The sequence below is a fragment of the Paenibacillus sp. UASWS1643 genome (assembly GCF_008693195.1).
GTDB classification, from domain to species: Bacteria; Bacillota; Bacilli; order Paenibacillales; family Paenibacillaceae; genus Paenibacillus; species Paenibacillus amylolyticus_B.
In genome coordinates this window covers 153,524-180,104 of the sequence record NZ_VXKZ01000115.1, presented here as the reverse complement: position 1 = coordinate 180,104, position 26,581 = coordinate 153,524, and the positions used below count along the sequence as shown (strand labels likewise).

Here is a 26,581-nt window from a genome sequence, read left to right as displayed (position 1 = left end):
AACGTATACCTTATTCAATGAAGGAACCATTCTGAGTCCTTACATAGTTGTAATGAGGATTATAATACGTGTTTGAACAACATCTATATTAGCCAACAAGCTACGATATTATTATCACATTGGAGGAAAAAATAGCATGAATACTTTTGAAACGAATCTGCAGCAATATGCTGAACTGGCTGTACAAGTCGGTGTCAATGTCCATCCTGGACAGACACTCGTGGTTAACGCTCCAATCTCGGCAGCACATTTTGTACGACTCATTGTCAAAGCAGCTTACGGTAAAGGTGCGAAATTGGTCAAAGTAAACTGGAGCGATGAAACCGTTACACGTCTTCATTACGATCTTGCACCTGATGAAGCCTTCTCCATTGAACCGAAATGGTTTGCAGCTGAAATGACTGAACTCGTTGAAGAAGGTGCCGCCATTCTGCACGTCATCGCTGAAAATCCGGATCTGCTGAACGGTGTAGCTCAGGAACGGATTGTTACCAGCCAAAAAGTGCGCGGCAAAGCGCTCGAAAAATATCGTTCTTATCAGATGGCTGACAAATTCAGCTGGTCTATCGTGGCCGTTCCTTCTCCGGAATGGGCAGCTAAAGTGTTCCCGGATCTTCCAGAAGCACAGCAAGTGGATCGCCTGTGGGACGTCATTTTCAAAACAGTACGGATTGGTGAGCAGGATGCTGTTGCCGAATGGAAAACCCATTTGCAAAACCTCGATTCCCGCGCTGATCTGTTGAACAACAAAAAATACAAGAAGCTTCACTATACAGCTCCAGGCACAGACTTGACCATTGAACTTCCAGAAGGCCATATCTGGGTATCCGGTGGAAGTGTGAATGAGCAAGGACATGTCTTTATTGCCAATATGCCTACCGAAGAAGTATTCACAGCTCCGCTGAAAACGGGTGTTAACGGTACAGTGCGCAGCACGAAACCACTGAGCTACGGCGGCAACCTGATTGACGGATTCTCCCTTACATTTGAGAACGGTCGAATCGTAGATTACACCGCTGAACAAGGACTGGATGCACTCAAAAACCTGATCGAGATGGATGAAGGTGCACACTATCTGGGTGAAGTAGCCCTCGTTCCACATCAGTCACCAATTTCCGATACGAATATTTTGTTCTACAATACTTTGTTTGATGAAAATGCCTCCAACCATTTGGCGATTGGTAATGCCTATGCCTTCTGTCTGGAAGGTGGTAAAACGATGTCCAAAGAAGAGTTGATCGAACGTGGCATGAACTCCAGTCTCACTCATGTAGACTTCATGATTGGATCCGGAGAAATGAACATCCACGGTGTGACCTCCGAAGGTGCGGAAGAGCCGATCTTCCTGCAAGGAAACTGGGCATTTTAATCCCGTTTGATGTGATTTAGGAGAGAGGAGATTACTCCTCTCTTTTCCTGCGTTAACAGGTCAAAAATTCAACAATTGGAGGGAACTCATATGTTAAGTTTTGAACAAAAACTGGATCGCTACGCTGAACTTGCTGTAAAAGTAGGTGCTAATGTACAACCAGGGCAAGTATTTGTTATTAGTGCGATGATTGATACCGCTGAATTCGTACGTTTGCTGGTACGCAAGGGATATGAAGCTGGCGCCAAGCAGGTGATTGTAAAATACGGAGATGAAACCGTCAATCGATTGCGGTTTGAGATGGCCCCTGAGGAATCCTTCCAAGAGCCGCCGAAATGGCATGCAGCGGAGCTTGAAGAACTGGCGGCCAATAATGCAGCCTTTCTAACCGTATTGTCATCCAGTCCAGACCTGATGAAAGGTATTGACCCGGAGCGGATTTCCAGCCATCAGCGTACATTTGGTCAGGCGATGGCCAAGTACCGTCAGTATCAACAGGCGGATAAAATGAGCTGGACGGGTGTGGCTTGTCCTTCCCCCGATTGGGCAGCCAAAGTATTCCCGGATCTCCCGGCGGCCGAGCAGGTTAGCCAGCTGTGGGAAGCCATTTTTGCTGCAGTGAGAGCCGATCTGGAGGACCCTGTAGCGGCTTGGGAACAGCATATCGAACGACTGGAGACCAAAGCCGTTGCCCTGAACAACAAGAAGTATCAAGCATTGCATTTCCTCTCACCGGGGACGGATCTTACTGTCGAGCTTCCAGAAGGTCATATCTGGGCGCAGGCAGGTAGCGTGAATGAGCAAGGCACCCCTTTTGTCGCCAATATTCCAACAGAGGAAGTATTCACTGCTCCAGCCAAACATGGCGTTAATGGCAAAGTGTCCAGCACCAAACCACTCAGCTATGGCGGCAGTATCATTGATCGTTTTTCACTCACATTTGAGAACGGACGTATCATTGATTTTCATGCCGAAGAAGGTCAGGATACACTGGAAAGACTCATTTCCATGGATGAAGGATCACATTATCTCGGCGAAGTCGCTTTGGTTCCCTTCCATTCACCGATCTCTGAGAGTGGTATCCTGTATTACACTACATTGTATGATGAGAATGCATCGTGCCATCTTGCGATTGGCAGTTCCTATGCATTTAATATCGAAGGGGGCAAAACGATGTCTCCTGAAGAGCTTGCAGCCCGTGGCATGAACACCAGCATCACCCATGTGGACTTCATGATGGGCTCTCCCGAGACGGACATTTACGGTATCACGGCAAACGGCGAACGTGAAGCCATCTTCCTTAAGGGAGACTGGGCATTCTAACTGATTACGGAGAGTTATCTCCTGTACTGTATTTCACTGAATAGTCGAAAAGGCTGTCTTGCAACCATGTATTCATGGTTGGCGAGACGGCCTTTTATTAATTTTCAGCAAACTTTCCCGCATGTTATACACACTTCCCTCATCTGGTTTTTCCCAGACCAACCTCCCATTGTATCGTTTCCATATTATGTTGTAAAATGTAATGATACCAATGTTTGTGGATTGTTCACCAGAAAGGAGAACATCATGGCCAATCGGCTCCAGTTATTACTAGCCTCAGATTTCCATAATTTAGGCTCTGCACTTCAAGAAGAAGTGTATTATGAATATTATAATATGGTACATGGTCTTATTGTTTATATCATCAAGGAGCGTGCTGCAGCAGAAGATATTATTCAGGAAGCTTTTATCAAAATCATTAAAAACAAACCCATCTTCGAAGACGAGGTCAAACTGAAAGCCTGGCTCAAGGTTGTCACACGTAACACTGCTATTAATTATCTGAGAAAAAATAAAAATAACCGTAACCAATTGGATACGGATAGTGTTTTTATAGATATGGAGACGATGAATCAGACGGCAGCTTCCGTGGAAAGCATGGTAGAAACGCAGATGATGGAAGAGTCCATTGAATATTATCTCGGACAGCTCAAACCGGAATATCGTGTTCTTGTTGAGTTACGGTGGAAAAAAGGCCTCTCCTACCGAGAGATGGCCGAACTGCTGGATACCTCCGAAGACATTGTGAAGCAACGTTTGTTCAGAGCCCGTGGCAGTATCAAGAAGAAATTACATAAGGAATGGGGTGGAAGCATTGAGCAAAGGCAAGTCCGATAAAAACGTGGAGCGATTCGATTCAGAGCTGGAAGACGAATATTTCGACGCTGCGTTTGACCTGGCTTTTGATGAAGCTTTCCATCAGGCCGTCTCTGCCCCTTCCGCCTCCCATACCGAATCCATGCAACAATCCTGGCAGAAGGTACACAGGGAAATTAACAGAATCGGTTTACGTAAAAAAAGAATACGTACCTTGCGACTTTCAGTTGTCGTAGCTGCTTCCGTGACCATCGGAGCCGTTATTTTCAGCCTGCCGTCCGGTACGCAAGCGGTATCCCCTTTTGTGCAATCCATCAAGGATTGGGGTAATGGCATGAAATCCATTATCATCGAGGATCGCACGACCCATCTGGGGGCTGATCCGTCAACAGCCAAAACGCCTCCACCACCGGAAACCAGCTTGGACGACATTCTTAAAGCACAAGAAGAAGAAGCTCTTAATACACCTTCGTATGAGTTATCGAGCCACCTGCTTCGTCCAGTACTTGTTACGGAAGAGATCGCACGCGAAGGGTTCATGGGTGACTTTCTGTTATCCAAGGCCATTCCCGAGCGATTCAACAAGGTCAAATTCGAACTCGTGCTCGATACGGAAAACCCTGTGAATCCAGACGATTTTTATGAGTCCACACAAATGAGAGTTCAATATACCAGTGAAGGCAAGAGCATAGAGGATGAGATTATCCAGTTTGATTATGTCTATGTCATGCCTGGGGAGAAAATTGAAGGGGCCATGCTTCGTGATATGAGCACCGTAAAGCTGGCGGATGGCTCGGAAGCACTGATGTATATCGGCCCACCCTATAACTCCTTTCAGTGGATGATGGGTTCCAACAATATGAGTCTGTTTGGCACCCTTTCGGAAGAAGAAATGACTGCTATTGCCAACGATTTTCAAGAGCAGAAGTTTCCCGGCAGCACCCGTCGATAAGATCAAAATAACACGGTGCCAGAGACATGTTTGCTTGTTTCCGTGGTACTTCCATCATACGCTGTATGAATACTGGTAACGCGATAATAATATCCTGGCATAACGGTCCAATCCGATGAGGCCTTGAGTAAGTTTGTATTCGTTGCATTGTTGGAACTGGCTTTGAAAGTTACCCATGCTGTTCCTGTCCAGCGCTCAAGTCGATAATCTACGGAAAGTGTCTTCATTGCTGTATATGTCGTGGTCTTGGTATTGACGATAGCCGATAGTCCACCCCCAGGAATGACTGCACCGACCGCTTGATAGATATGTCCAAGTTCTCGATTGTTAGCAAACGAATGGATAGATGGTTCCGGCGGCGGTGGGGGTGTAAGGGCACCAGAGGACACGTTGATCAACGGGCTTGCAACGGCTGGTTCGGACGTAGGTATAGCCAGGATTGTTGGCACCATTAACAAGGCAACAAGGGTTATTTTTAGCATAGATGCTGCACTCTTCGTTTTCATTTTCCGCATATTGATCCATCCTCCGCTTCCATACTTGATTTTGTGTAAGGGTATAAACGGACGAATCGGGTGACAGGTTTCAAAAAAAATTAGACGCTCCGATGTTTCTGTCGGCAGCGTCTTTTGTATTTTTTATACATTTCCAACATAGTGAAACCTAAATTATTCCATCCCGTATGTATTCAGTAATGTATGCACAAAACCAAATTAACCAACATGAGTTGCAAATGCAAATGAGGTGTATCCCTTGAGTAAACTTCAATCCAAATCCAGAAGGCATCGTCAAAGTTCCAATCCGAATGAACTTCACATCGAAGTTTCCGGCTCGTTCAAACGTTGGCTTGTTATCTTGGTGATTACGCTTACTGCGGGGACCCTAATATATTTATTGGCTACAGCTCGGGAAAGCTGGATAAGCATGGGGATTGACCGCTATGTATTGCCCTTTATGATCTGGGGACTTGTACTGTCCCCCTTCCTTGCTTTTCTTTTCCTCAGGCAGAGCGGCCGAACCCTTTCCCATGTCAAATTTTTACGAGTTTTCGGGATTGCTTTCTGCCTTCTGCCTCTGGCTCTTCTGTTTTACGTGTTACCTGCAACACTCGGCATGGTGAATGATCACTTAACCCAGTATAAACAAAATCCGGTGTTATCCACCACTAAGGTGGGGGACTACAATTCCTACGAGGTTACTTTCGTTGACATGTACGATATCATCACGATAAAGACACCGACGACAACCAAATCCACTCGAAAAAAGCTGAATATCCAGCATGATCTCGCTCCTGGAGAGAATGTTTATGTTACTTATAAGCGAATTTATATCAAAAATAGCTTGGTCACAGAGAACCGTTACGCTGATGTTGTCGTTCATGCACCCAAAGAATCATAAGCATGCAAAGAAGCTGTACGATGACCATTACGTCACCATACAGCTTCATATGTTACAATTTCGATCTGGCTACGCGCCTTCTTCTTCAACCAACAGTTCCAGCTTAATCACATTCACTCGGGAAATCCGCTTATGCTCTGTCTCTTGAATGACAAATACATAACCTCCATACTCAACCGATTGACCGACCTCAGGTGGAATGGCATCTACTCTGGAGTATAACCAACCCCCGATGGTATCGTAATCGGCACGATCCATCTCCAGTCCAAATCGTTCGCTGACTTCTTCAATCAGCATCAATCCATCAATGGAATATTCCATCTCATCCACTTGCTCAATGGCAGGACGCTCCTGGTCGAATTCATCCTGAATCTCGCCTACGATCTCTTCCATGATATCTTCAAGTGTGACAAGCCCGGAGGTTCCTCCGTATTCATCAATCAGTATAGCAATCTGTGTCTTGCTACGCTGCATACGCTTGAGCAGATCACTGATCAGCGTGGTATCTGGCACAGCCAGGATGGGCCGGATTACGGAAATAGTATCCGTGAGTTGGGATCGCATCAGATCCTTAATGTGAATAAAGCCGATAATATGATCCTTGTCTCCGTTATATACCGGATACCTTGTTCGCATACTTTCACTGGCAATCTCCAGATTTTCCAGCATGGACTCATTGGCATTCAGACAGATCATCTCCGTCCGCGGAATCATAATTTCACGGGCGGTTGTATCCGTAAAATCAAATATATTATCAACAAGTGCTAATTCAGTGTTATCAATTAAACCGCTCTTATTGCTTTCTTTCATCAGAATACGTATTTCATCTTCGCTATGTGCCGAGTCAATCTCCGAAGCTGGTGCCATTCGGAAAAGTCTCAACAAGCCGTTAGCCATACCGTTCAGTGCCCATATGAATGGATACATTAACTTGTAGAAGAACGTTAGCAAAGCCGCAGACCACAAAGTGATCGTCTCAGACTTTCGAATCGCCATCGTTTTGGGAGCAAGTTCTCCCAGTACAATGTGCAAGATCGTAATAATCACAAATGCAATGGCAATAGAGATTCCATGAACGTAGACTGGTCCCAGTCCAAATGCGGTAAACACGGGCTCTAACAGATGTGCAATTGCCGGTTCTCCCAGCCACCCGAGTCCCAGTGAAGCCAAAGTTATACCTAGTTGGCAAGCTGACAGATATGCATCCAGATTACGTACGATATTGGAAGCATAGATGGCATTTTTGTTGCCTGTTTCAACCAAAGCCTCAATCCGACTTCCATGAACCTTCACCATCGCGAATTCCGCCGACACAAAGAAACCATTCATTAATACAAGTAAACCAATTAATACTAAATTTAAAATACTCGGTAAGGGGTCACTCAAATTTTCATCCTATTCGCCGTCATTCTTCGGCAAATAGGTCCACCTCCTTCGAAAATGTAGGATATTAGCCATTCTGCCGTTCATATGCAATTTCAACTTCCCAATGCTTCCACCTCCACCTTGTTCTGTCGAATAACAAAGATATGCTTCTTTTATTATATAATTCTACACTACACAGTCAATCCGTGTCCTATGACAACGAAATGGCACAAACGCCTTTTTTCTTTAACAAAAGTCTCGATTACGCTGTTTTATTTACATTTCAGAAACATTGGTTTAAGGAAACCAAAGAGAGCATCCTCGCTCATGCTTCCGCATGACTGGATACTCTCTTTTTGCAATACTTTTAATTTCTTAAATTCTATCCGCTAATTACGATGTCGACTCAATCTCCACTACGGTTTCCGAAGCGGGGTTCCAGCGCCACTTGGATTGTTTCCCACTTGGGTTATGCAATCCACCGATCCAGAATTCATCCTGCTTCAGCAGTGCCCAATCGACTTCTCCATTCAACACCTTAATTCCGAGTTCCGTTAGTGACAGGACTCCGTCACGGAATTCTTCATCATGCTGCTTGAAATTAGGGAAAGTGGTTGCACCGCTCATCTGAAGAAGGGCATGAGGTCCTTCTGTCATCCGCTTTAGATGTGCCCAGTATTCAAGATCACCCATCCCGAGAATATGCAGCTTGTCCCCTACCTCGCGAAATAATGGATACGGACGCTCCACACCTGCTCTAATGGTCTCTAGTGTTGTCTGCTCAATGAGCCCCAGACCGTTCGATACAGATGGCAGACGGGACAAATGTGCCTTAAAGGCAGCTTTCGAAAAGGGTAGCGCAGAAGTGTCTGCCTGCAAGTAATCCAGATGTTGCCGGAAATCATTAGACGTATAGGCCTCCCAGAACTGTGCACCTGCTTGTAGCTCGTCTGTGCCAATCACATGCCAGCTTCCGGACAAGCTTCCGATCTGTGTCGAGGTGAGTTGACCCAGTCCCCTAAAGTGCTCGATCTCTGGATACGAGTCAATGCAGAGCAGATTCAGTTTTGTATTCTGAAGCGCTTGTCCTTTGAAATAATGCAATAGGTAAGATAACATCGTCTGATCATAGAGATCGTATTCGAACCATAAGACAATTTCCTTGTATTGTTGAAACGAATGCAACTTGCGTTCAAGCTCCTCAATCTTCAAGTATTCCGCCTGTGGAATGCCCAACTGCTGCTCTAACACGGATGCCCGATTCTGCCGATCCTTCGTATCTCCCATCTCTTTGGCTACCGGGCCGAACGTATACAACTCTCTCCATACCAGGATGTCTCCCTGAATCCCACTCTCTCTTAAACGATTGGCAGCGTGATCCCCATTCATAATGTGTAACAACCCTTTTCCCCATTCATACAATTCACTGAATACAGTGACCAGATCCCTTACAGGCATAGAGCGCTTGAGTTTGGATCGGGCATCGAACAGTCTTTTCTTTAATGCAGGTACCTTGACCCCGAGGAAATCCGATATTTCCTTGAGCGAGTATCCTTCCAAATAAAACAGTTCAACAGCAATTCGCATCGATGATGGCAGCATTGCAATAGAATCACGCAGCGTACGATGCATTTCGTTTTGCATCGCTTGTTCTTCTGGATTATGCGCCTGATCCTCTTCCTGGAATACATGCTCCAGCTCCTGAACGGGAATCGTGGTATGCTGCTTGCGCCTTAGCCAGTGATAACACTGCCTCTCCACGATCACCTTGAACCATCCAGGAAAAGCCTCCGGGGCCTCCAGCTTGGACAGATTGCCAAAGGCTTCAGTAAACGCCTCCTGTACGACATCTTCAGCCCAAAATGTATCTCCTAAACGATTGTAGGCAACAGCAAGAGCCATCCCGCGATATTGGGATACCAGTTGTTCGTATGCTTGAGGTTCGCCTTTCATTGCTGCTTCAATCCATGACTTCAATGCTATGGACTCCTTTCATATAGACATGCTGCTTGTTCCATTCATATATAAGTGCCATGTTATCGCCAAAAGGTTACGTATGACTCTAACCCTATAGTAACCTTCGTATATATGTTTATGTAAAAAGCTGTCCTGTCTGCGGATTACCTCCACATTCAGGACAGCGAAGTAAATCATTATGTGTTAAACATGTCAATTATCATTCAAAATGATGCGGGCCAATGATTATCTGCTTGGAGCTTGCGGGTAATTGCCTACCACTCCTGGATATTGATACAACAACGGCTCATCAAATGTAGCATAGTCAAAGTTGACCATCAACAGCATGATCCGTCTTCCAGTCTTCGGATCGCTGATAATAATATGGTCACGGCCCGCTGCTTCAATAATACCTTGGAATATGCGAGCATTCCATTCTTTGTTACCTTCGTATGTCATGTAGAATGTACCGAATTTACCAAGGTTCAAACGTAGAATATTCTCAATGTACGATTGCTCAAACTGTGGAGCCGTTGTCGTAACTACAGCACCCGTAGGTGTCATTGGACTTCCGCTGGATACGAGTGGCGGTACACTAGTCGAGCTAGGGGATACCATCCCTGGTGTTGGCGACATGGAAGGCATTCCGTTACCGATTTTGTATGACGTACCTTGAACCTGAGAATTGGCTTGTTGACCCAACACAGAATTCGCTTGCTGACCCAATGTTTGAGTCATAGGTTGATACGGTTGATTAATCATAGTGATTCCTCCCCAAATTTAATAGACTTCCGGACAATCGTCGCCTGTCGGACTGAAGAAACAATGTGCTTTGAAACGTCCTGTATTTTGCTGGTCATACCACGTATCCGGACATTCACCCACAGGTCGGAAAAACCATAGTGCATTGCTCGCTGGCCAGATACGCTCTCCATTAATCACACGTTGTGCCAGACGAATCTCGGATTGTCTCGCCCGTTGGTAGAAGTAACCCTTCTGTGTTGACTCGAAGCCCCCGGGGTTCTGAAATACCATGCGGTTGATGTCACGAATATCTCTAAAGTCCAGACAATCCACCAACACCCGGTTCACACCTACATTACCTACAAGCAGCATGCCTTGTTCGCCGTCACCTTCAGCCTCCGCCCTCAGCAGTCTAGCGAGCAGCTTGACGTCTTCTGAGTTGGCTTTAATAACAGCCATAGTCTGTTTCCTCCTTTGTTTCAGCTGTTCATCACCGTACATCGTATTGTGCAGGAGCCCATTCGGTGACACGATTCCATCTTTTTTCCATAAAAAAAGCCCGGAACCTCACCCAAGGTGAAGTTCCGAAGCAAGTTATTTCTTATAATACTCACCTGTTCAAGGCTTGGCTTCAATCCAATAATCATAGGCATGTACAATATTGCCCTGGTATGCCTGATGTTCGGCCAGCAGATCCGGAAGCTTGGCAAGCTGAAGTTCCATCTCCGCTGCCCCTTTCTCATAAAAAGAAATATGAGGACCTTCGTGGTTCTGCTTCATTTCTACCGAAATCATCAACCTTTTTCCCAGACGATCTGCAATCTCCATCTCCTGACTCACAACAGCAGCAATGCCATTGGACCCTTCGGCCTGATTACGGAATGCCATCATCGACACATGATCAAGTGTATCAATCATGAACTCTGTCACAGACATGTCTTTTCCCGGCAACGGGAAGGTATCCAGCCATACAGCAAGGTCTGCACTTGTTTCGAGATCACTGTCCTTCTTCGTTTCTTCCTGGAAAAATGTAATGTTGGCAGCCCATTCGGTCAGAAGGGTGTCCCGACTATTCTCCCACTCCGGCAAGGTGTAAGGCTCAATATCCAGATGGATGCCTTCAAATCGTTCATCCGGCTCGGATTCCGCATTATAGTTTTTCACATAATCAATCAAGCGCTTAATGCGTGGACGGTTCTCCTTCTTGCCCCAGATGGGGTGTCCACCCATCGCATGGATCTCGATGCCCTGTGCTTTTGCCCGTTTCACAAAACTGCGGTAACTGGAATAGGGTTGATCCAGATCTAACCGCACATACAACCAGTTAATATTCTGCTCTCTAGCAAACGCTAGTATGTGATCTCCCCCGTCATTCGTCACCTGAGAGGCCTCCCAGATATACGTTCCCCGAATCTCAGGCTGATTGGATGGAAACTCCGGTAATGGCAGTTCTGACGGCTCCAGTTGTCCCCAGTATACGATGTCATGTACAGCAGAACCTGCGTAGGAACTATGCTTGCTGAATGCGGAGGCAACTTCTTCAATAACGCTTTCCAGTTGTGCTGAACCTTTGCCGGCAAACGTCGTAAACTCCTCGCCAGGCATTGGCTTGGTGTTCAACCCAACCGTAACGCTCACATTGCTAGTATCGGCCCAGTTCATTTCCTGTTCAATTAAGCGTATAATACCATTGTTCCCTTGCGCGTTATCACGGTAAGCGAGTAAAGTGACATGCTCCACTCGTTCAATGAACCAACGTGACAATGGTTCGTTATCTGCATCCTCAGAAACTCTATTTCCTGTGACGGTATAGGAATCCAGCCAAAATGGCAGGTCAATATTCACTGCAATTGCGCCATCCTGTCCCACTTGCTCAAATAACAGATTCATATTGGCTACCCAGGATTGTACCATTGGCTTGGCATCTTCTTTCCAGGCTGGTAACACATAGGGCTTGATATCCAGATGTATGGCATCAAATTGCTCGTTGGTCTCAGCAGCTTGATTGTAATCACTTACCCACGACGCTAATCTTAGTATGGGGCCTTCACGGCCACTGAGAGCCCAAGATGGATCGCCTCCCAGTGCTTCAACCGCAATACCCGCACGGCTTGCTTTGGCTATAAACGTCTGGTATACCTCCTTGGACAGTGACATGTCTACATTCACGTACAGCCTGTTTATCTTATGTTTAGCTGCATTGGCCAACAGCTCATCTCCGTTGCTAATAGACTGTGCCTGCCATACCCAGGCCGCCCGTATATCTGCGCCGTCAGCTTCAGCAGGTGACTCATTCCCTATCATTATCATCCCTCCGATCAGCAGTAACAGCCAAAATACCTTCCGGGATTGTTTCCCGAACATATACTCCCTCCATTCTTCTACTGTTGTAAAATCACATTTATTATAGCAACCGAGTTATTAAAAACAAATAAGCCCAAGTGCTTAACTTGGGCTTATTACTCTTAAGTTGGGACAGCTTAGGGCCGCCCGGCTCAATCCCGGTTCTAGTCCTCATATATCATTTTTCGGGTCATGCCTCCATCAATAACGAGGTTGGTCCCTGTGACAAAGGTATTGCTTGGATCAGACAAATATAGACAAGCACGGGAGATATCCGAAGGAACACCCACACGACCGGATGGATGCTGTTCATGATCCTCCTTTTTCAATTTCTCCACGTCACCTGTCTCAATCCATCCCGGACTGATACAATTGACCCGAATTTGGTCCTTGCCCAGTGAGACCGCCAGCGCATGTGTCAGAGCTACAATCGCCCCTTTGGATGCGGCATAAGCTTCGGTATCCGGCTCAGACATCAGCGCACGGGTAGAAGCCATGTTGATAATGGCACCACCGTGTTCATTGCTTTTCATATGTTTCGCTGCTTCCCGACTTGCCAAAAAGCAACTTCTCACATTGGTATTGAGTACATCGTCCCATTCTTCCAGCGTCAGCTCATAGGGTGACTTCCACTTGGCGAGTCCTGCATTATTCACAAGTACATCTATTTGTTTGAATTCATCCACGGTCGTACGAAAAAGGTCCGTAATATCCTGCTCGCTCCGAACATCACATTGAACAAAGATGGCTTCTCCGCCTTCATTACGAATGGAAGCTGCGGCTGCCGCCCCCTCTGCTTCCTTATTGTCAGCAAGTACAACTCTGGCTCCGGCGAGCGCATAGGCTTCAGCCACACTCCGTCCGATTCCCTGAGCAGCACCAGTTACAACAACGACCTGATCTGTAAATGACATATTCATTGCCTCCTCTATATAATGATCCTATGATCCTAATCTCATTATGCCTCTTCTTATATAAATACACGTCAGGGCCAATAAGAAACGCTTGTCCAGTAAATAATCAAAAAAAGCTTACGCCATCTTGGCGCAAGCTGCTCGGTTTAACCACGTAGGCGTTCGGAATACACGCGATTATATCGCTCGAAGCCCACATAACGCGTTCCTTTGAATGAGAGCCGTCCTTCGTCCCCCTCAGCGCACAAACCATACTCCTCGCCATTCACTTTGAATTCGAGCCGATCTCCACTCTCTACTTCAAAGGTGACGTAGTATAACGTCCGTGCTGTACTGCCTGGTTCAGATTGCGACTGACTCATCTTCATCCGTCTGCTGGTGATTCGTGAAGGCACGGTCAACAGCGGCTCCGAGTTGTTGCGTCCCCACCTCCATACCTCTTTTCCCATCGACAGAAGGACTATACCTATAATCAGAACAAATACAACCGGAAAGACGGTTCCAAACAAATCAAACATCCAGGATGATTCAATGCCCATGTCTCTCCCTCCGTTCACACAACTTAGGACAGCCGGAGTCTTGACCCGTCTCCAGTAATGTATATGCGGACGGACACGGAACTTGTTAACCCGATTAAATATTTGAGCAATTAATTCTGCACTGGATGTACAACAATATATGAGTTTTGACAAAAAGGTAACCACGAACTCCATAACGTGTTGAGTTCACTTATGCTGATTTTTCGATTGTAATATTCTTCATCACAATTCGTCTTGTGATCTAAGGATTCTGCCAAATAAAAATGCGTTTCATCATAACCGACGACGGGAACAAAATGCAAATAACGTTGTTTGGGATGTACTCTAATAAATAAAATAACAGGTACCCCTTGGCTGATCTGCTTCTTCAACGTATTCACATTTCCACGTAAGTACATTGCCCGATATCCTAGCTTCTTGAAAAAAACAACGACCGCTTTGGGATATACCGTTCCATCCAGTAATTTGCGAGGATAGGTCTCATAGAGCTTTGTTCCATTAGCCTCCAAACCGAAATGTCTCAACACAAACGCACTGGAAAATGCAGCGCATTCATAATTCTTTTGCATATCCAGTCGATTGGAAGATTGAATGTAATATGTACTTGGCACATTGACGGTGTTCATGCGATCTTTCTTGGGAAAACTGAAATAGATAGAGCTCACCCAGAGGATAGTCAACCAAAGTAATACATTGAGAAACAATCCGTGCCCTCCTTCGCTTCAGTAGGATATCTTTTAGGTGTTCATTCAACTCACCAGTTATTTAGAACCCATTCCTGGATATGCTCAGCTACCATTTTTATTGTCATTTCAGTGGTATCCAAGTTCAGCATGGCTGGATTGAAAGCAGTTTCCGAATTCTGGAGTAACCAGCTGGCAAAATTTTTGTGGTCTTCAATCAAGTTCTCGTCCCACCCACGAGCTTTTAAACGCGTCTCGCGAGTAACATCGTCACAATGCAAATTTATGTATAAAATTCGATCAAATCGATCTATATAATCGGAGGATGCAATGTTTTCCGGCACCATTGTTCCACATAAAACGGTCCCTCGTCCACTTAGCGATATGCTATACGCAATCCTCAACCAATTCTCTTTGGCAATCTGCCAATCCACGTTATCGATGATATCCATATCAAATACGTCAAACTCGGGAAGTTGCTTGCGAACAAGCGAAGAGATCGTTGTTTTTCCTGTCCCACTTGCGCCTGTCACTATAAATAGCGGTAATTTTCTCATACATAGCTCCTTTAGATACATCCATTTTGATTAATTACGTTCTCCATTGGTCTGCTTTCAAGCCATAAACATATGCACTTTCATCGTTTTCTTGCTTTAATTACAAAGGTTACAGGTAACATCTTCGCTCTTTTAAGGAGACTATCGCTATGATCATGTGATTGTATGATATCCTCATCGGATTCCTCGATCATGTGTTCAATGACAAATCCCGCTTTCGCCAACGCATTGATATAGGTTGATATTTGACGATCGGCTAAAGTTAATTCACCCTGAACAAAATCAGGAGATACCGCATACCACGATTCATCAGAATATGGTTTATTAAAAACAAATCTATCGCTTTCTTCAACGACACATCTATGAATTGGATGCGACCAGCTGAAAATAAAAATGCCATCTTTCTTTAAATAAGACGCGATTCGGCTGAAAGTACCTTGAAGATCAGTGGTCCAACCTATGGCGTAAATCGAATACACCGCGTCAAAATAATTAGTAGGAATACCACATTCCTCTTCCATGGGTGAACATATCAATGTTGCCGAAATGCCATATGTCCTCAAGTGTTGTTGTGTCTTCTCTATCTGTTTCTGGGATATATCCATACCCCATAGCTCACCAGCTTGGTGGTCTCCATGATACTGCAGTGATTGACCATCACCACAGCCTACCTCTAACATCTTTAATCCTGAGACATCACCAAAAAGTTGGTGTTTTTCTTCGGAGATAAATGCTCCATAATGTGGAAGCACGATCGGTTTCAAAAAGTCATTCCCTTTTGTATTCCAATATAAGCTGTTTGTTTCATAAACATAGTGCTTGTTCATCTGATAGCCTCCTCGACCAGCTCGAACGCCCTACATTTCTTACTGCAAGCACTTTAGATTTGGATGGATTGGTTAATAGTGAGTAAACCACATCGACTCGTTTCATTGATTGAACTTCCTTTCTGGAAACATTAAATATTATTCTTATCGCTGAACTCAATGCAAAAAGGTTGCATCTCAGGGTTCAAGCAATACTCTATTCTTTCTCTGAAATTTTTCCATTCGACTTTTAAAATCGCTTCTTCAATTGGAAAGAAACCAGAGTCTAAACTCTCAGATGATGTCGTTAATTCCCCACCTATCGGTCTTGCTAGAAATAATGTGTTACATATTGAATTTTCGATATTCTGAAATATTCCACAAAACTTGACGATTTCAATGTCGATGCCAGATTCTTCTTTGGTTTCTCTGATTGCAGCCTGACTTAGAGATTCTCCTTCTTCTACTTGACCACCTGGCATTTCCCATCCTCTTCGCGGTCCTCTAATAAGTAATAATTCATTTTTTTCGTTTATTACGATTGCAGCGGCAGATAAGATATGTTTTGGAGGGCTCATTTATTCGACTCCTTCTAGAGAGATTAATATACTTTGGAAGAACATGATTTATATCCAGACTAAAAGAAGTTATATATCCCATCTTCAAAATAATTGTACTCTTCATCCGTGACTCTTAACTTTCCATACCCCTTATAAAATATTTCTTTATCTCTTTCATTATCAAACGCATTAGGTTTTGGTCGAATGGCTAATGCTACATCATATCTTGGATCGCCATAAGCTGCTCCTGCCCAGTCAATAACTCCAACAATATTGCAATCATTAACTAGCACATTATCTATAGTAAAATCTCCATGAATGAAAGTGTTATCTATTGGTTTTGGCCTTGCTTCTTTCAACTGTTGAAGTCGTTCTGCAGACCCGTCTACAGCAAAATGATTTAGATTATATTCTGCTTTGTTAAGCACTGTATCTACCCAGGGACTGTCATTGTTCAATAATTCAATGGGACAAGAGCATTCATGTATTTTCTTTAAACAAAGCCCAAAGTTAAAAATCGTTTTTTCTTTACTTTGGAGGTCAGGCATCTTGGAGAGAAATTCTCTTAAACTTATTCCATCAATATAATCCATCAGAAGCCATCTCGATGTGTCCTCCGTATGAAATGAATATACCTTTGGAACAGGGAGTCCCGTATGGTAAAGGTATTGGAGCACCTTATATTCATCGGATAACCATTCATTATAAAGATCGTTTTCTGTCTTCTTGATGATGTACTTTTGATCAAACGTATCCAGTATAGCCACAGTAGAAGTATGACCCTGCTTAGGAAAAGTGATTTTCTGGACTTCCCCTATATATTCTTTTATTTCAATTGGGAGATCTTGAATGTTCATAGTTTTATCCTTTCTACAATCTCATGCTCTTTCTGATCATGTTCTCGTCGATAATTCCGCTCTAAAAGTACAAATCCCATCCCATAATAAAAGCAGCAAATAGGAAAGCCGACATGCCAGACATGATGTATACCGCCTTTTGCTTGTTACTGTAACTTCTCTTCAGCAGTTTGTAGAACATCAAGACAAGGTACGCCACAGCTAGAATTACATAAAGCAGGTTTAAAATGAGATGTATGCGTAACGAAGAATAAGGGGCAAAGCCTAAGGCGCGCATGAACAATAGGATCGTATTTAAAATGAATGCCAGACTGGCAATATTAATGGCAATATGATATTTATCAAATCCTGTGCCGGGTCTTTCCCAGTTTTTTAATTTGTATTTGGATAACCGAATAAAATAGCCAATTATCGCTCTCAAGCTGAGCAGGATGGCTATTACAAGAGCAATAAAAGATGCTTTGATCAAGTTTATCGTTAAATTGGACATGGGCAAAAAGTCATTATAAGAAATAGAGGCCTTCTCAATAGTCCCGTTACGCTCAACAACATTTGCAAAGTTACTAAGGTCAAATGTGGTATACTTCTGCAGGCTTAACATCGAATATGCCTTCGTAAAACCGGAAACGACCCGTCGCGCAGGCAGATAATATCCTCCACTTTCAGATGCAACCGAAATTGTACTGAAACTACTTCCAAACACCTTCTGGACAAGACCAACGTTATAAGCCATTTCATTTGACTGGTTTGTCATGACCACTAACCCAAAATTAGACTCCGGGTCAAAAACAAATTTACTTGAAAATCCCGCCGTACTTCCAGCGTGTTCCAGTGCAGGCACCCAGTACTCTACTTCAAAGAAACCATGCGCAATTCGAGGAGTAGAAGTTCCATCATAATATAGACTGGTTGACAGCATCTCGTCTAACGTATCCTTGTTCGCGAATATTAAATTGCTACGATCCACAGGCATCAAGGCTGCGAGAAATTTAGCTGCATCCTCTGCTGTGCCAATGGCCCCCGCCGCAGGGTATAAGCTTATGTATGCTCTGTTCTTAGGAATTAGTTTCAGATTCGTAGTGTAACCCTGAATCTCATTTCTTCGTTTCAAGACGTTTAGATTATCGTATTGTGATGGGTGAATCGATGTGTCTTTCATGTTCAGTGGTTTAAATATATGTTCGTTGACATATTTGTAAAAGGGTTGTCCGCTTTGCACTTCAACGATGTAAGCAGCCATAGCCGTACCATAGTTTGAATAAGCAACAAGACTCCCAGGTTTATCGATCTTCCTTGGTTCAAATTCTTGTAATGCTTCGCCTAATTCCACAATATCACTCTCAGATGAGTACCATAAATCGATCAATCTATCCTCCCATCCTGCGTTATGATGCATAAGGTTCATTAGGGTAATGGGAGCATCGTATTCAAGCTTCTTTAGAAATCCTTCCGGCAAATAGTCCTGAATATCGGTATCCAAATCAAGCTTTCCCTGTTCTACAAGCTGCATAACACTCGTCCAGACCAATAGTTTAGAAGTTGAACCCCATTCAAATACAGTAGAGGTGTCTGCCTTTCTCTGTTGCTCAAGATCTGCGTATCCATAGGCCTTATTCACAATGGTCTCACCGTTCTTGATAGCTACAACCGAAACGGCAGCGGTATTCTTCTGATTCATGGCCACATATGAATCAATCGTTTCCTCTAGCGAAGAAAACGTAATTCTGGAGGGTGTTGTCTCCTCTTGCTCTACCTCAGCACGCACAGATACCGCACATGTCATTATGATGAATACAAGTACAAAAACACAAGTAATTACTTTATTAACATAGTAATATCTTTGATTAATCTTCATTGGCTACTCCCCTTATCGTTCTTAATATAGTTTTCGTGCCTTTATCACAAAGGTTACAGGGAGCATCTTTGCTTTATTGGCAAAATCATCGTTTTGCAGTTGCCCTAATTCTTCATCAGATTCCTCAAACAATTGCTCAATGACAAATCCAGCTTTGGCCAACGCATTCACATAGGTTGATAGTTTACGATTCAATAATGCTAACTTACTTTCGCAAAGAGTTACCGAATACTAAGATACATCAACCTAACATTTAAAGAAAACAAGTCTATCCTCTTCTATAGCAACACATTTGTGGATAGGGCGAGACCAACTAAAGATAATCCCCCTCCTTTCTTGGAACCAATAAATCAATTCCACATTTTGAGAAAATTACCTTAATTATTTCTATAATAACCCATGCTGCAATATTTGCGAAGTTCATTTAAAAGCGCATACATTTCACTCCAAATCAAAAAGAACCCTCCCACAGGAGCGTTCTCCGTGAATCATAGGCTTAGTATATATCAGATCCATTTTACTATACTTTTCGCTCACATACGTTTGTAGTTGTACAAGCTGATTTATTGCTTCCCATCTGAGTTTTAATTATAGAATGTATCATTTATACATTACAAAAAATCATATTATGCTTCCTCCCTGCCCTGGGCAGCGGGAGGAAGCATCGAGCAGTTAGAGAGAGGTGTCCTATAAACAATATGTGGTTACTTATTAATCCAGCACCAAATATATTTTAAAAATATAAAAATCCCTGCTAACTTTTATTGTCAGTAGGGTTCTTATCCATTTTTTAGCCTCCACAGCTTAGGTTCCTTCACTTCTCAGGATCTGTAATCCTTGCACCAACAGGAATGTCTAGATCAATCAGTGCCTCCAATATTTTTTTTCAAATCTTTATCTCCTGCATGATTAAAAAATACTTGGTAAAAGGAAACAGCCTCCTTCACGATCGTTGAACATTCCCATACATTCATAAGTAATAAAATAAATACCGATGGTATAAGGAACTGTTTTTTGGAGAAATTAACTTCATTACACATACAGGAGGGAAATTTAATGAAGAAACAAATAACAACTTTTGTTGTATCCCTTTGTTTATTGGGAGCATTGGTTGTTCCTGCATCTGCTCATGGTGTAAATGAAGCAACCCAAGATGGACGAAGTATTAACACCTATCAAAACAACAGTTCTAATTATCAATCAAACAGTGTAAGGGCAAATGCAACGGATAACGATAATGGCATGGACTGGGGATGGCTGGGCCTACTTGGATTACTTGGTTTAGCGGGAATGCGTAAAAGAGTATCCGATCATTCCAATCGATAGCAGAAATATTATTGTCGCTAGAAAAATCAGGTATCAATAGAGGGAGAAGTTTATCTCCCTCTATATTTGATTTAACTATAAAAATGCTAAAATTTCCCGGAACGCTTTGTTGTTGACCTTGGGTGCAGTAACTTGCTATGGACTACCGATGTCTGGTGAATTACTAACAAAAAGCATGAGAAAACTGGTTAATGAATTTGACCAAATTACCGTACCGGATTATGGGAAATATGTAAACTAATTTTTCTCTTCGAGCATAGTGTTTGGACTGCAGTATTATTCTGTTGTCCAAAACACTTGAGGACCAAGTTCTTGAAACAACAAAGGGCATTCCAGATTTATACGGTTAAGACCCTTATTAGAGATTTGGGAGTAGGTACCGGAGCTAAGACTAGCTCCGTGTTGTTGTGTGTGTTGCATCTGACCATCTATTTAATGATCAAGTTTAAGTTTATCCATTACACCTACTAATTATTCTTGGACGCACAGCCTTGTGGCCATGGACATCTTAACACAAAACAAAAAAAAGGCACTACCAGCGTTCTGCCAGCAGTGCCTCTCTAATATTCCCATTTAAATGATTCGTGAGAATCATTCCAACCCGCTTCTACTAACGCAGCAACACCTATGCTCAAACCATTTCATTAGTCACTGCGGTCTCTGAATATTGGCAAAACGTTGATATATCAGCTTTTTTTGATTAGTTTCGATTACTATGCGTACATCAAGTCCATAAACCCGCGAGTTACATCTCCACCTTCAGCTGGTTCGGGTTGGTCTGCCTGTGCGTGTTCTGCCATGCAAGCCTTCACTGCATCCTCTGTTGTACAACGATTGGCATCGTCACATGTGTAGCATAATTGAAGCATGTATCTGGTTAATTCATCCGCCTGCGTGAATTGAGTTTGACCGTTGGTTCTCATCTTCATCACTCCTTCTCTTGTTGAGTTAAATATATCACCTTCTAGTGGATTTATTTGTGATTTATTTCACAAACTAAACAAAAAAAGAAAAGGAACCCTTAGGCTCCTCTTCTTTCTCCTATCTATTCACATCGATAACACTCTACGTTTATAGTACTTTCCAATGTACACCGCCATCTACCGTTTGCAATAACAACGATCTTTTGGCATCTGTATTTTCAACCAATATCCAGCCAAGCTTGGGGTTAACCATCTGAATCTTCACAATCTCCGGATAGTCTTCGAGAATTTTCTCCAGTACACTGCTTGCAGGAAGAGCGCTCCACGTTTTGCCCGCATCCTTGGTGTGATAGGTTATGCCCTTTTGCATCGCCCAACCTTCCGATGCGTTTAGAAATACCGGTGAAAGGTTACGATTCGGACCCGTTTGTTTGTTTAAAGTGAAATTGGACAGCTTCCAGCTCTTCCCGCCATCGGTGGTAAAGAATCCATTAAATGTCGTGCTCTCCCCTTGAGAACAGGACATTGACATCCAGGCTGATTGCGCTTCACGTCCAAAAAATTGTGGTGAACTAACACTGAAATTACCACACCCGTTGAATTTGTTTCGATCAAAGAAGGATTGTCCAGTATTCCAGTTCTCTCCGCCGTCTGATGTTACATACAACTTCGGTGTGCCGAACTCCAGCGCTGTTAAGAAACCATGCTTTGGATCCGAGAAAGTCATCCCTGTGGTATATCCACGTTTGGAAATCTCTTCTGCTTCCTGTTTGCCATCTTCATCACTGGATGACATCCGATTCCAGGTAATTCCACCGTCCTCGGTGAAGTAAAGTTTCTTGTCCTGTTTACCAATAGCGGTATCGACCGTGGTGAGAATCCATCCTTTTTCAGGAGATACAAATGAGATCGCAGTCACTTTATCCGTCTTGGACAGAGAGGACAGGCTCCAAGTTACGCCCCCATTATTAGTGCGAAGCACCATGGTATCTGTTCCACCCATACCTTCGCGAACAATCCAACCATGTGCACGATCTACAAAATAAATGCTTTGTCCATATTTAGGGTTAGCCGGAAACTGAACATTTTCCGAAGGTGAGATATTGATCCAGGTCTTTCCCTGATCCTGAGTGTAGTACAGGCGCAGCGCATTCCGCGTTACACCCCACGCCAATCCTCCGTTGTCATTGAGCAACTGAAAATCGGTTAATCGTGTCTGTATCTGGTACTTGGCCATATCTGCAGATTCTGTACTGTTTACAGGGGGGACAACAGTTAATGTCTGCCCTGTATTCCCGGCGTCCTCTTGCTGCTGTGGAGGTTCTGCTACCGGAGGTTGATCTGAGTCGGTGCATGCAGCGAGTAAGGCTGCTATACCTATAGACAGCAATGCTGTCTGCGCGATTTTGATCCATTGCAAACGCAAGTGGGTTCCACCTCTCTCATCCAATATACAGGCGCGCATGCCTGTCCTATGGCGTTTTATTTACGATTCATCAGAATCCACTGCTCCTATTCTACCACAAACCTTATGTAAAAGGCTCATTGCCCACTCATGGTTGGCCCGCTCCCTTTTTCAAGCTGATGCTATGGGCTATATGCCACACATTTATTACCATTAATTCCATCCTAAACTGTTTTTCGACGGAATAATTGGTAAAAAGACATGAAATGTGAACTATTTTATAGACAACACTCGCTTTATATTCACTAATCCCTTAATATGGATGGGAGTATAACCCAAAAAGGAGAGGATATGAACATGACAAATAGTGCAGCTCTGAAACCAAGTCGTGTCGTGATTGTAGGCATGGGTGCGGTGGGAACAACAACGGGATACACGCTAATGTTGAGACAGCGTTCATCCGAGTTGGTATTTGTGGATGTGAATCATGATAAAGCAACCGGCGAAATGCTGGATATGAACCACGGTCTTCCATTTACGGGAGGCGTGAAAGTATGGGCTGGCGATTATTCCGACTGCAAAGATGCAGATATCATTATTATTACAGCGGGTGCTTCCCAGAAACCGGGCGAAACCCGGATTGATCTGCTGAAGAAAAATGCAAGCATTTTCAAAGATATTATTGAGCGCATTACTGAAGTGAATTCTCATGGTATTTTACTGATTGCAACCAATCCTGTAGATATTTTGTCCTATACTTCGTGGAAACAAAGCGGATGGCCTGCTTCCCGTGTCATCGGTTCAGGTACATTGCTCGATAGCGCACGTTTCCGTTACCTGATTGGTAAGAATAAAGGGATCGACCCGCGTAGTATTCACGCACACATTATTGGTGAGCATGGAGATTCCGAAGTACCGGTATGGAGCCTGGCTAACGTTGCAGGAACAGATCTGGAATTGGATGAAGAAACACAACAGGATATTTTCGACCGCACCAAAAATGCAGCGTATGAGATTATTAATGCCAAAGGAGCGACTTCCTATGCAATCGCCCTTGCTCTGGACCGCATTGTAGCTGCAATTCTCGGCAACGAAGGCTCCGTTCTGAACGTATCCACTTACCTTGAAGACTACAATGGTGTATCGGATGTTTATCTGGGTGTTCCATGTGTTGTCGATCGCAACGGTGTGCGCGAGATTCTGCCTCTACCGCTGAATGAATCCGAGAAAGTGGCTTTCCAGGCATCTGCTAACAAATTAAAAGAACAGATCGCTGGATTGGAATAATCCTGCCACAAAACACGCAACCATTCATGGTGTGAACGATTTAGCATGTTAAATGTTGTGAATTGAGATATCCGTGCTAGCCAATAGGACCATTTTTTCTTCCAGAGAGAAGAAGCGAATGGTTCTTTGGTTTGGCTTCTATTTATATGCCTATTTAGTTATCAAATAATAAGTTTACATAATATTAATTATGTTCAAATCTCCACCATCAAATTAATAACAAAAAAGCCTGTCACTTGGACAGACTCCTTTTCGGATTAAATATTAGCTTTTCACTTCTAATATGACGGAAGTTTAACGTCCAGCAGAGCCATAGCCTCTTCTTTCTCCCTACTGGTGACATGTGTATACACGGTTGTTGTTTGAATCGACGCGTGACCAAGCAGCTCCTGCACGGTACGTAGATCGGCTCCACGCCGTAACATCATGGTCGCGAAGGAGTGACGCAGCTTATGACTGGAGTAGTTTTGACGTTGATTAGCTGGTGATTCCTGCTGGAAGCGTTCAAAGGTTTCCGTAGATATGAGCTGGATGCTGCGAATCGACAGCCTCTTCCCTTTCTGCGAGACAAATAAAGCTTCCTCTTTTGGCCGCCAAGGATCGAGACGCTCAGCCATCGCTTGAGATAATACTTTGGCCACGGTCTCTGGTACAGGAAGCGAGCGCCATTTACGACCTTTACCAAATACATCCAATGTACGCCGCTCCGCATTATAATCTTTGCAATCCAACGCATGCACTTCTCCGACCCGTAACCCCATATATCCCATCAGTAGAAAAACAGCCAGATTACGTGTGCGATACTTGCCTTCTACCGACTCCAGGAAACGTGTCAGCCCACTTTCATCAAGGAAAACGGGCGCACGGTTTTTCTCGGTTTTGGATTTTTTGATCCCAAACGCCGGATTATTGGTTAACAATTCGAGTTCAATGAGGGACTTGTAAAAACAGTTCACCGCCGCATGTTTGCGATTTCTCGTGGCATCACTAACCCCACGCTCCCGCGCACGGGACAGAAAAGACAATACATGCAGCTTTTTGACCTGCTCCAGTGACTTTCCTTGAATGGAGACCAGGAATTCCACCACGTCACCCGTGTATGATTTTACCGTATGGCCTGTATATCCGGCGTCCTTCATCCATATGTGAAAAGCTTCTAGCTCGTCCGCATATTGCTCCTGAATCTCCTCGGTCATCATCTGTCTACGTCACCTCGATTCGGTTAAAATTGACTAAGATTATTTACACGGGCACTGCGATGACACAACAACCTTCCTAAGTTGAACAGTGCTCTACGCTTCATCCACAATGACAATGTCAATCAGCGGAATGATCACTTCAGGTTCTCCCTGGCTACGGGTAAGTACAAACGATGGCAATGGATTCTCGTGCAGCCCATTCACGGATTCACAGATCTGAGTATATAAATCCATGTGCAAAGTCTCGCCTTCACCCGCTACATCAATGACAGGCCAATCGTTCTGAACGCAGGCAGGCCAGTAAGCCAGCTCATTCGCAGGTACGATACTTAATTGTTGAATGGACGGATCAATACGGTAGATCCCTTGCCGTTCAGGTTCATCGCCCAACTTGTCCACGGCAAGTATTCGGGCAGACTGCTCATCTGGTGCAGAATAGAGTGAATAACACCACGGAGTCACGCCCCAGGCGATCGCCATCAGCCCCTCTTCCAGCAAAGTATCCGACAGGTTTCCTTCTGCAAATTGTTCGATCAGATTATGGTTACCCGGTCCCATCAGTTCCTCTACACGTTCAGCGAGTCGAGGCAGGTCAGCGAGGATAAATCCTCCTCTGCCGTAGGAGTCAAATACATGATGGTTTCTGCTCCACACAGTTTGAGATGGCGAACTCAACGACGCTTCTTCTGCCGGGAAAAGCGATATAAATGCGGTAATCACCTGCGCATACTTAACCATTGCAATCTGCTCAGGTTCGAGTGCACCTTCAGCAATACGTGGTGTTTTCATATGCAGGGAGATTCGAAGTTCGTATTCCCCTGCTGTAAATGCTGACCAACCAAAATCAACAGAATGTTCAACACCTTCAATAGAAGCAATGGAGATCGAGCTATCCGGTTTCAGGTGAACAGCATACTGCACGTATGCTAACTCCTGACCGTAGATGATATTGGCATCCTGACGATTGACGGGCGAATCCAACTGTTGTGCAATGACAGATACTTTACGTCCATCCTTCAGAAGGCGCTGCGGATCAATATCCAACTGTAAGGTTTGTGAATCCTCTAATTGTGAAACAATTAACTGCGCCTCTGCAAGTACGGATGAGTCAGCTAGTGCAAATCCAAAAGCTGCATTTTGATGATGTGAATTCGTATGTAATGGTGTGTTCATGATACATCCCCTCTCTTATGTCTGATGGCATGTCACATCCCCAAATATATTTCATATTTGGCTCAGCCGCAACCCCGCCCCCGTGATTAAGTTGGTTACGTCCCTTAATTACTTACCCATATATGAAGAAAATTCCAACCTTCCCCTGCTGTGATCACCCTTTATCTTTCTATATAAAAAAATTCCCCATCCCGCTTCGCCTAAGCGATACGAAATGAGGAAAATTGAAGA

General features: G+C 44.0%; 26 protein-coding genes and 1 pseudogene. 8 read left to right on the top strand and 19 right to left on the bottom strand.

The genetic code is table 11. The features are described from left to right. Window positions 1-136: 136 nt before the first annotated feature. The 4 genes from FE296_RS25480 (at window position 137) to FE296_RS25465 (ending at window position 4,460) form a co-directional block, all read left to right on the top strand. Entirely contained in the window at window positions 137-1,369 is a 1,233-nt protein-coding gene (locus tag FE296_RS25480; RefSeq protein WP_124115192.1) for an aminopeptidase, read from the top strand. Between the two features lie 90 nt (window positions 1,370-1,459). Beyond that, the gene (locus FE296_RS25475) at window positions 1,460-2,692 is read left to right on the top strand and encodes an aminopeptidase (protein WP_124115193.1); all 1,233 of its coding nucleotides are present in this window, start codon (window positions 1,460-1,462) and stop codon (window positions 2,690-2,692) included. A 246-nt stretch (window positions 2,693-2,938) separates the two neighbouring features. After that, window positions 2,939-3,529 carry an RNA polymerase sigma factor gene (locus FE296_RS25470; protein WP_074095416.1) on the top strand — a complete coding sequence of 197 codons (591 nt, stop codon included), beginning with the start codon at window positions 2,939-2,941 and terminating at the stop codon, window positions 3,527-3,529. Beyond that, entirely contained in the window at window positions 3,507-4,460 is a 954-nt protein-coding gene (locus FE296_RS25465) for a hypothetical protein (RefSeq protein WP_150366751.1), read from the top strand. The genes FE296_RS25470 and FE296_RS25465 overlap by 23 nt, the downstream gene beginning before the upstream one ends. Window positions 4,461-4,462: 2 nt before the next feature. Here the strand turns inward: FE296_RS25465 and FE296_RS25460 are convergent, their stop codons facing one another. After that, the gene (locus FE296_RS25460; RefSeq protein ID WP_150366750.1) at window positions 4,463-4,975 is read right to left on the bottom strand and encodes a hypothetical protein; all 513 of its coding nucleotides are present in this window, start codon (window positions 4,973-4,975) and stop codon (window positions 4,463-4,465) included. Between the two features lie 238 nt (window positions 4,976-5,213). Here FE296_RS25460 and FE296_RS25455 point away from each other — a divergent pair, with 238 nt between their 5' ends. Next, a complete protein-coding gene (locus tag FE296_RS25455) occupies window positions 5,214-5,858 on the top strand; it encodes a hypothetical protein (RefSeq protein ID WP_150366749.1) in 645 nt (214 codons plus the stop codon). A 69-nt stretch (window positions 5,859-5,927) separates the two neighbouring features. Here the strand turns inward: FE296_RS25455 and FE296_RS25450 are convergent, their stop codons facing one another. The 14 genes from FE296_RS25450 to FE296_RS33965 form a co-directional block, all read right to left on the bottom strand. Then, window positions 5,928-7,244, bottom strand: a complete 1,317-nt coding sequence (locus tag FE296_RS25450; protein ID WP_150366748.1) for a hemolysin family protein — start codon at window positions 7,242-7,244, stop codon at window positions 5,928-5,930. Window positions 7,245-7,616: 372 nt separating this feature from the next. Next, window positions 7,617-9,200 carry a sigma-70 family RNA polymerase sigma factor gene (locus FE296_RS25445; protein ID WP_150366747.1) on the bottom strand — a complete coding sequence of 528 codons (1,584 nt, stop codon included), beginning with the start codon at window positions 9,198-9,200 and terminating at the stop codon, window positions 7,617-7,619. Between the two features lie 225 nt (window positions 9,201-9,425). Then, the gene (gerQ, locus tag FE296_RS25440) at window positions 9,426-9,884 is read right to left on the bottom strand and encodes a spore coat protein GerQ (protein ID WP_373419893.1); all 459 of its coding nucleotides are present in this window, start codon (window positions 9,882-9,884) and stop codon (window positions 9,426-9,428) included. A 75-nt stretch (window positions 9,885-9,959) separates the two neighbouring features. After that, the gene (locus FE296_RS25435) at window positions 9,960-10,382 is read right to left on the bottom strand and encodes a cell wall hydrolase (protein ID WP_150366746.1); all 423 of its coding nucleotides are present in this window, start codon (window positions 10,380-10,382) and stop codon (window positions 9,960-9,962) included. Between the two features lie 159 nt (window positions 10,383-10,541). Then, window positions 10,542-12,227: a hypothetical protein gene (locus FE296_RS25430; RefSeq protein WP_150366745.1), complete on the bottom strand. Its 1,686-nt coding sequence runs from the start codon at window positions 12,225-12,227 to the stop codon at window positions 10,542-10,544. 203 nt (window positions 12,228-12,430) lie between these two features. Further along, window positions 12,431-13,180, bottom strand: coding sequence for an SDR family NAD(P)-dependent oxidoreductase (locus tag FE296_RS25425; RefSeq protein WP_150366744.1), 750 nt, complete (start codon window positions 13,178-13,180; stop codon window positions 12,431-12,433). 146 nt (window positions 13,181-13,326) lie between these two features. Further along, window positions 13,327-13,719: a DUF2500 domain-containing protein gene (locus FE296_RS25420; RefSeq protein WP_017688132.1), complete on the bottom strand. Its 393-nt coding sequence runs from the start codon at window positions 13,717-13,719 to the stop codon at window positions 13,327-13,329. Window positions 13,720-13,829: 110 nt separating this feature from the next. Then, window positions 13,830-14,345 carry a C39 family peptidase gene (locus tag FE296_RS25415; RefSeq protein WP_223869028.1) on the bottom strand — a complete coding sequence of 172 codons (516 nt, stop codon included), beginning with the start codon at window positions 14,343-14,345 and terminating at the stop codon, window positions 13,830-13,832. A gap of 128 nt (window positions 14,346-14,473) precedes the next feature. Continuing rightward, a complete protein-coding gene (locus tag FE296_RS25410; RefSeq protein WP_150366742.1) occupies window positions 14,474-14,959 on the bottom strand; it encodes an AAA family ATPase in 486 nt (161 codons plus the stop codon). 80 nt (window positions 14,960-15,039) lie between these two features. Beyond that, window positions 15,040-15,786, bottom strand: a complete 747-nt coding sequence (locus tag FE296_RS25405) for a class I SAM-dependent methyltransferase (RefSeq protein ID WP_150366741.1) — start codon at window positions 15,784-15,786, stop codon at window positions 15,040-15,042. A gap of 131 nt (window positions 15,787-15,917) precedes the next feature. Beyond that, a complete protein-coding gene (locus tag FE296_RS25400) occupies window positions 15,918-16,343 on the bottom strand; it encodes an NUDIX hydrolase (RefSeq protein ID WP_150366740.1) in 426 nt (141 codons plus the stop codon). A 59-nt stretch (window positions 16,344-16,402) separates the two neighbouring features. Further along, window positions 16,403-17,182, bottom strand: a complete 780-nt coding sequence (locus FE296_RS25395; RefSeq protein WP_150366739.1) for a phosphotransferase — start codon at window positions 17,180-17,182, stop codon at window positions 16,403-16,405. Window positions 17,183-17,243: 61 nt separating this feature from the next. Further along, complete coding sequence (locus FE296_RS25390) at window positions 17,244-19,037, bottom strand: serine hydrolase domain-containing protein (RefSeq protein ID WP_150366738.1); 1,794 nt, start codon at window positions 19,035-19,037, stop codon at window positions 17,244-17,246. A gap of 21 nt (window positions 19,038-19,058) precedes the next feature. Next, on the bottom strand, window positions 19,059-19,199 hold the full coding sequence (locus FE296_RS33965) for a hypothetical protein (RefSeq protein ID WP_190945537.1): 141 nt from the start codon (window positions 19,197-19,199) through the stop codon (window positions 19,059-19,061). An 894-nt stretch (window positions 19,200-20,093) separates the two neighbouring features. On the opposite strand from FE296_RS33965, the gene FE296_RS25380 reads away from it, so the two are divergent. Together FE296_RS25380 and FE296_RS34095 are read left to right on the top strand one after the other, a co-directional pair. After that, window positions 20,094-20,363: a WGxxGxxG family protein gene (locus FE296_RS25380; RefSeq protein WP_150366737.1), complete on the top strand. Its 270-nt coding sequence runs from the start codon at window positions 20,094-20,096 to the stop codon at window positions 20,361-20,363. A gap of 73 nt (window positions 20,364-20,436) precedes the next feature. Continuing rightward, window positions 20,437-20,604: pseudogene (locus FE296_RS34095) on the top strand (MBL fold metallo-hydrolase); the annotation flags it as partial. Window positions 20,605-21,076: 472 nt separating this feature from the next. On the opposite strand, the gene FE296_RS25370 reads toward FE296_RS34095, so the two are convergent. After that, window positions 21,077-21,286 carry a hypothetical protein gene (locus FE296_RS25370; protein ID WP_124115211.1) on the bottom strand — a complete coding sequence of 70 codons (210 nt, stop codon included), beginning with the start codon at window positions 21,284-21,286 and terminating at the stop codon, window positions 21,077-21,079. 148 nt (window positions 21,287-21,434) lie between these two features. Then, a complete protein-coding gene (locus tag FE296_RS25365) occupies window positions 21,435-22,712 on the bottom strand; it encodes a WD40/YVTN/BNR-like repeat-containing protein (RefSeq protein WP_190945535.1) in 1,278 nt (425 codons plus the stop codon). Window positions 22,713-23,048: 336 nt separating this feature from the next. Here FE296_RS25365 and FE296_RS25360 point away from each other — a divergent pair, with 336 nt between their 5' ends. Further along, window positions 23,049-23,978: an L-lactate dehydrogenase gene (locus tag FE296_RS25360; protein ID WP_076217081.1), complete on the top strand. Its 930-nt coding sequence runs from the start codon at window positions 23,049-23,051 to the stop codon at window positions 23,976-23,978. Between the two features lie 278 nt (window positions 23,979-24,256). Here FE296_RS25360 and FE296_RS25355 read toward each other — a convergent pair whose 3' ends face one another. Beyond that, window positions 24,257-25,177, bottom strand: coding sequence for a tyrosine-type recombinase/integrase (locus tag FE296_RS25355; RefSeq protein WP_091029457.1), 921 nt, complete (start codon window positions 25,175-25,177; stop codon window positions 24,257-24,259). 93 nt (window positions 25,178-25,270) lie between these two features. Next, entirely contained in the window at window positions 25,271-26,350 is a 1,080-nt protein-coding gene (locus FE296_RS25350) for a hypothetical protein (RefSeq protein WP_150366735.1), read from the bottom strand. Between the last annotated feature and the right edge of the window lie 231 nt (window positions 26,351-26,581).

Coding starts and splice junctions, on each gene's coding strand:
- FE296_RS25355 (WP_091029457.1), bottom strand. CDS start 25,177: ATGATGACCGAGGAGATTCAGGAGCAATATGCGGACGAGCTAGAAGCT.
- FE296_RS25390 (WP_150366738.1), bottom strand. CDS start 19,037: ATGAAGATTAATCAAAGATATTACTATGTTAATAAAGTAATTACTTGT.
- FE296_RS25395 (WP_150366739.1), bottom strand. CDS start 17,182: ATGAACATTCAAGATCTCCCAATTGAAATAAAAGAATATATAGGGGAA.
- FE296_RS25470 (WP_074095416.1), top strand. CDS start 2,939: ATGGCCAATCGGCTCCAGTTATTACTAGCCTCAGATTTCCATAATTTA.
- FE296_RS25430 (WP_150366745.1), bottom strand. CDS start 12,227: ATGATAGGGAATGAGTCACCTGCTGAAGCTGACGGCGCAGATATACGG.
- FE296_RS25360 (WP_076217081.1), top strand. CDS start 23,049: ATGACAAATAGTGCAGCTCTGAAACCAAGTCGTGTCGTGATTGTAGGC.
- FE296_RS25435 (WP_150366746.1), bottom strand. CDS start 10,382: ATGGCTGTTATTAAAGCCAACTCAGAAGACGTCAAGCTGCTCGCTAGA.
- FE296_RS25370 (WP_124115211.1), bottom strand. CDS start 21,286: ATGAGAACCAACGGTCAAACTCAATTCACGCAGGCGGATGAATTAACC.
- FE296_RS25420 (WP_017688132.1), bottom strand. CDS start 13,719: ATGGGCATTGAATCATCCTGGATGTTTGATTTGTTTGGAACCGTCTTT.
- FE296_RS25460 (WP_150366750.1), bottom strand. CDS start 4,975: ATGCGGAAAATGAAAACGAAGAGTGCAGCATCTATGCTAAAAATAACC.
- FE296_RS25480 (WP_124115192.1), top strand. CDS start 137: ATGAATACTTTTGAAACGAATCTGCAGCAATATGCTGAACTGGCTGTA.
- FE296_RS25400 (WP_150366740.1), bottom strand. CDS start 16,343: ATGAGCCCTCCAAAACATATCTTATCTGCCGCTGCAATCGTAATAAAC.
- FE296_RS25410 (WP_150366742.1), bottom strand. CDS start 14,959: ATGAGAAAATTACCGCTATTTATAGTGACAGGCGCAAGTGGGACAGGA.
- FE296_RS25415 (WP_223869028.1), bottom strand. CDS start 14,345: ATGAACACCGTCAATGTGCCAAGTACATATTACATTCAATCTTCCAAT.
- FE296_RS25405 (WP_150366741.1), bottom strand. CDS start 15,786: ATGAACAAGCACTATGTTTATGAAACAAACAGCTTATATTGGAATACA.
- FE296_RS25350 (WP_150366735.1), bottom strand. CDS start 26,350: ATGAACACACCATTACATACGAATTCACATCATCAAAATGCAGCTTTT.
- FE296_RS25425 (WP_150366744.1), bottom strand. CDS start 13,180: ATGTCATTTACAGATCAGGTCGTTGTTGTAACTGGTGCTGCTCAGGGA.
- FE296_RS25475 (WP_124115193.1), top strand. CDS start 1,460: ATGTTAAGTTTTGAACAAAAACTGGATCGCTACGCTGAACTTGCTGTA.
- FE296_RS25380 (WP_150366737.1), top strand. CDS start 20,094: ATGAAGAAACAAATAACAACTTTTGTTGTATCCCTTTGTTTATTGGGA.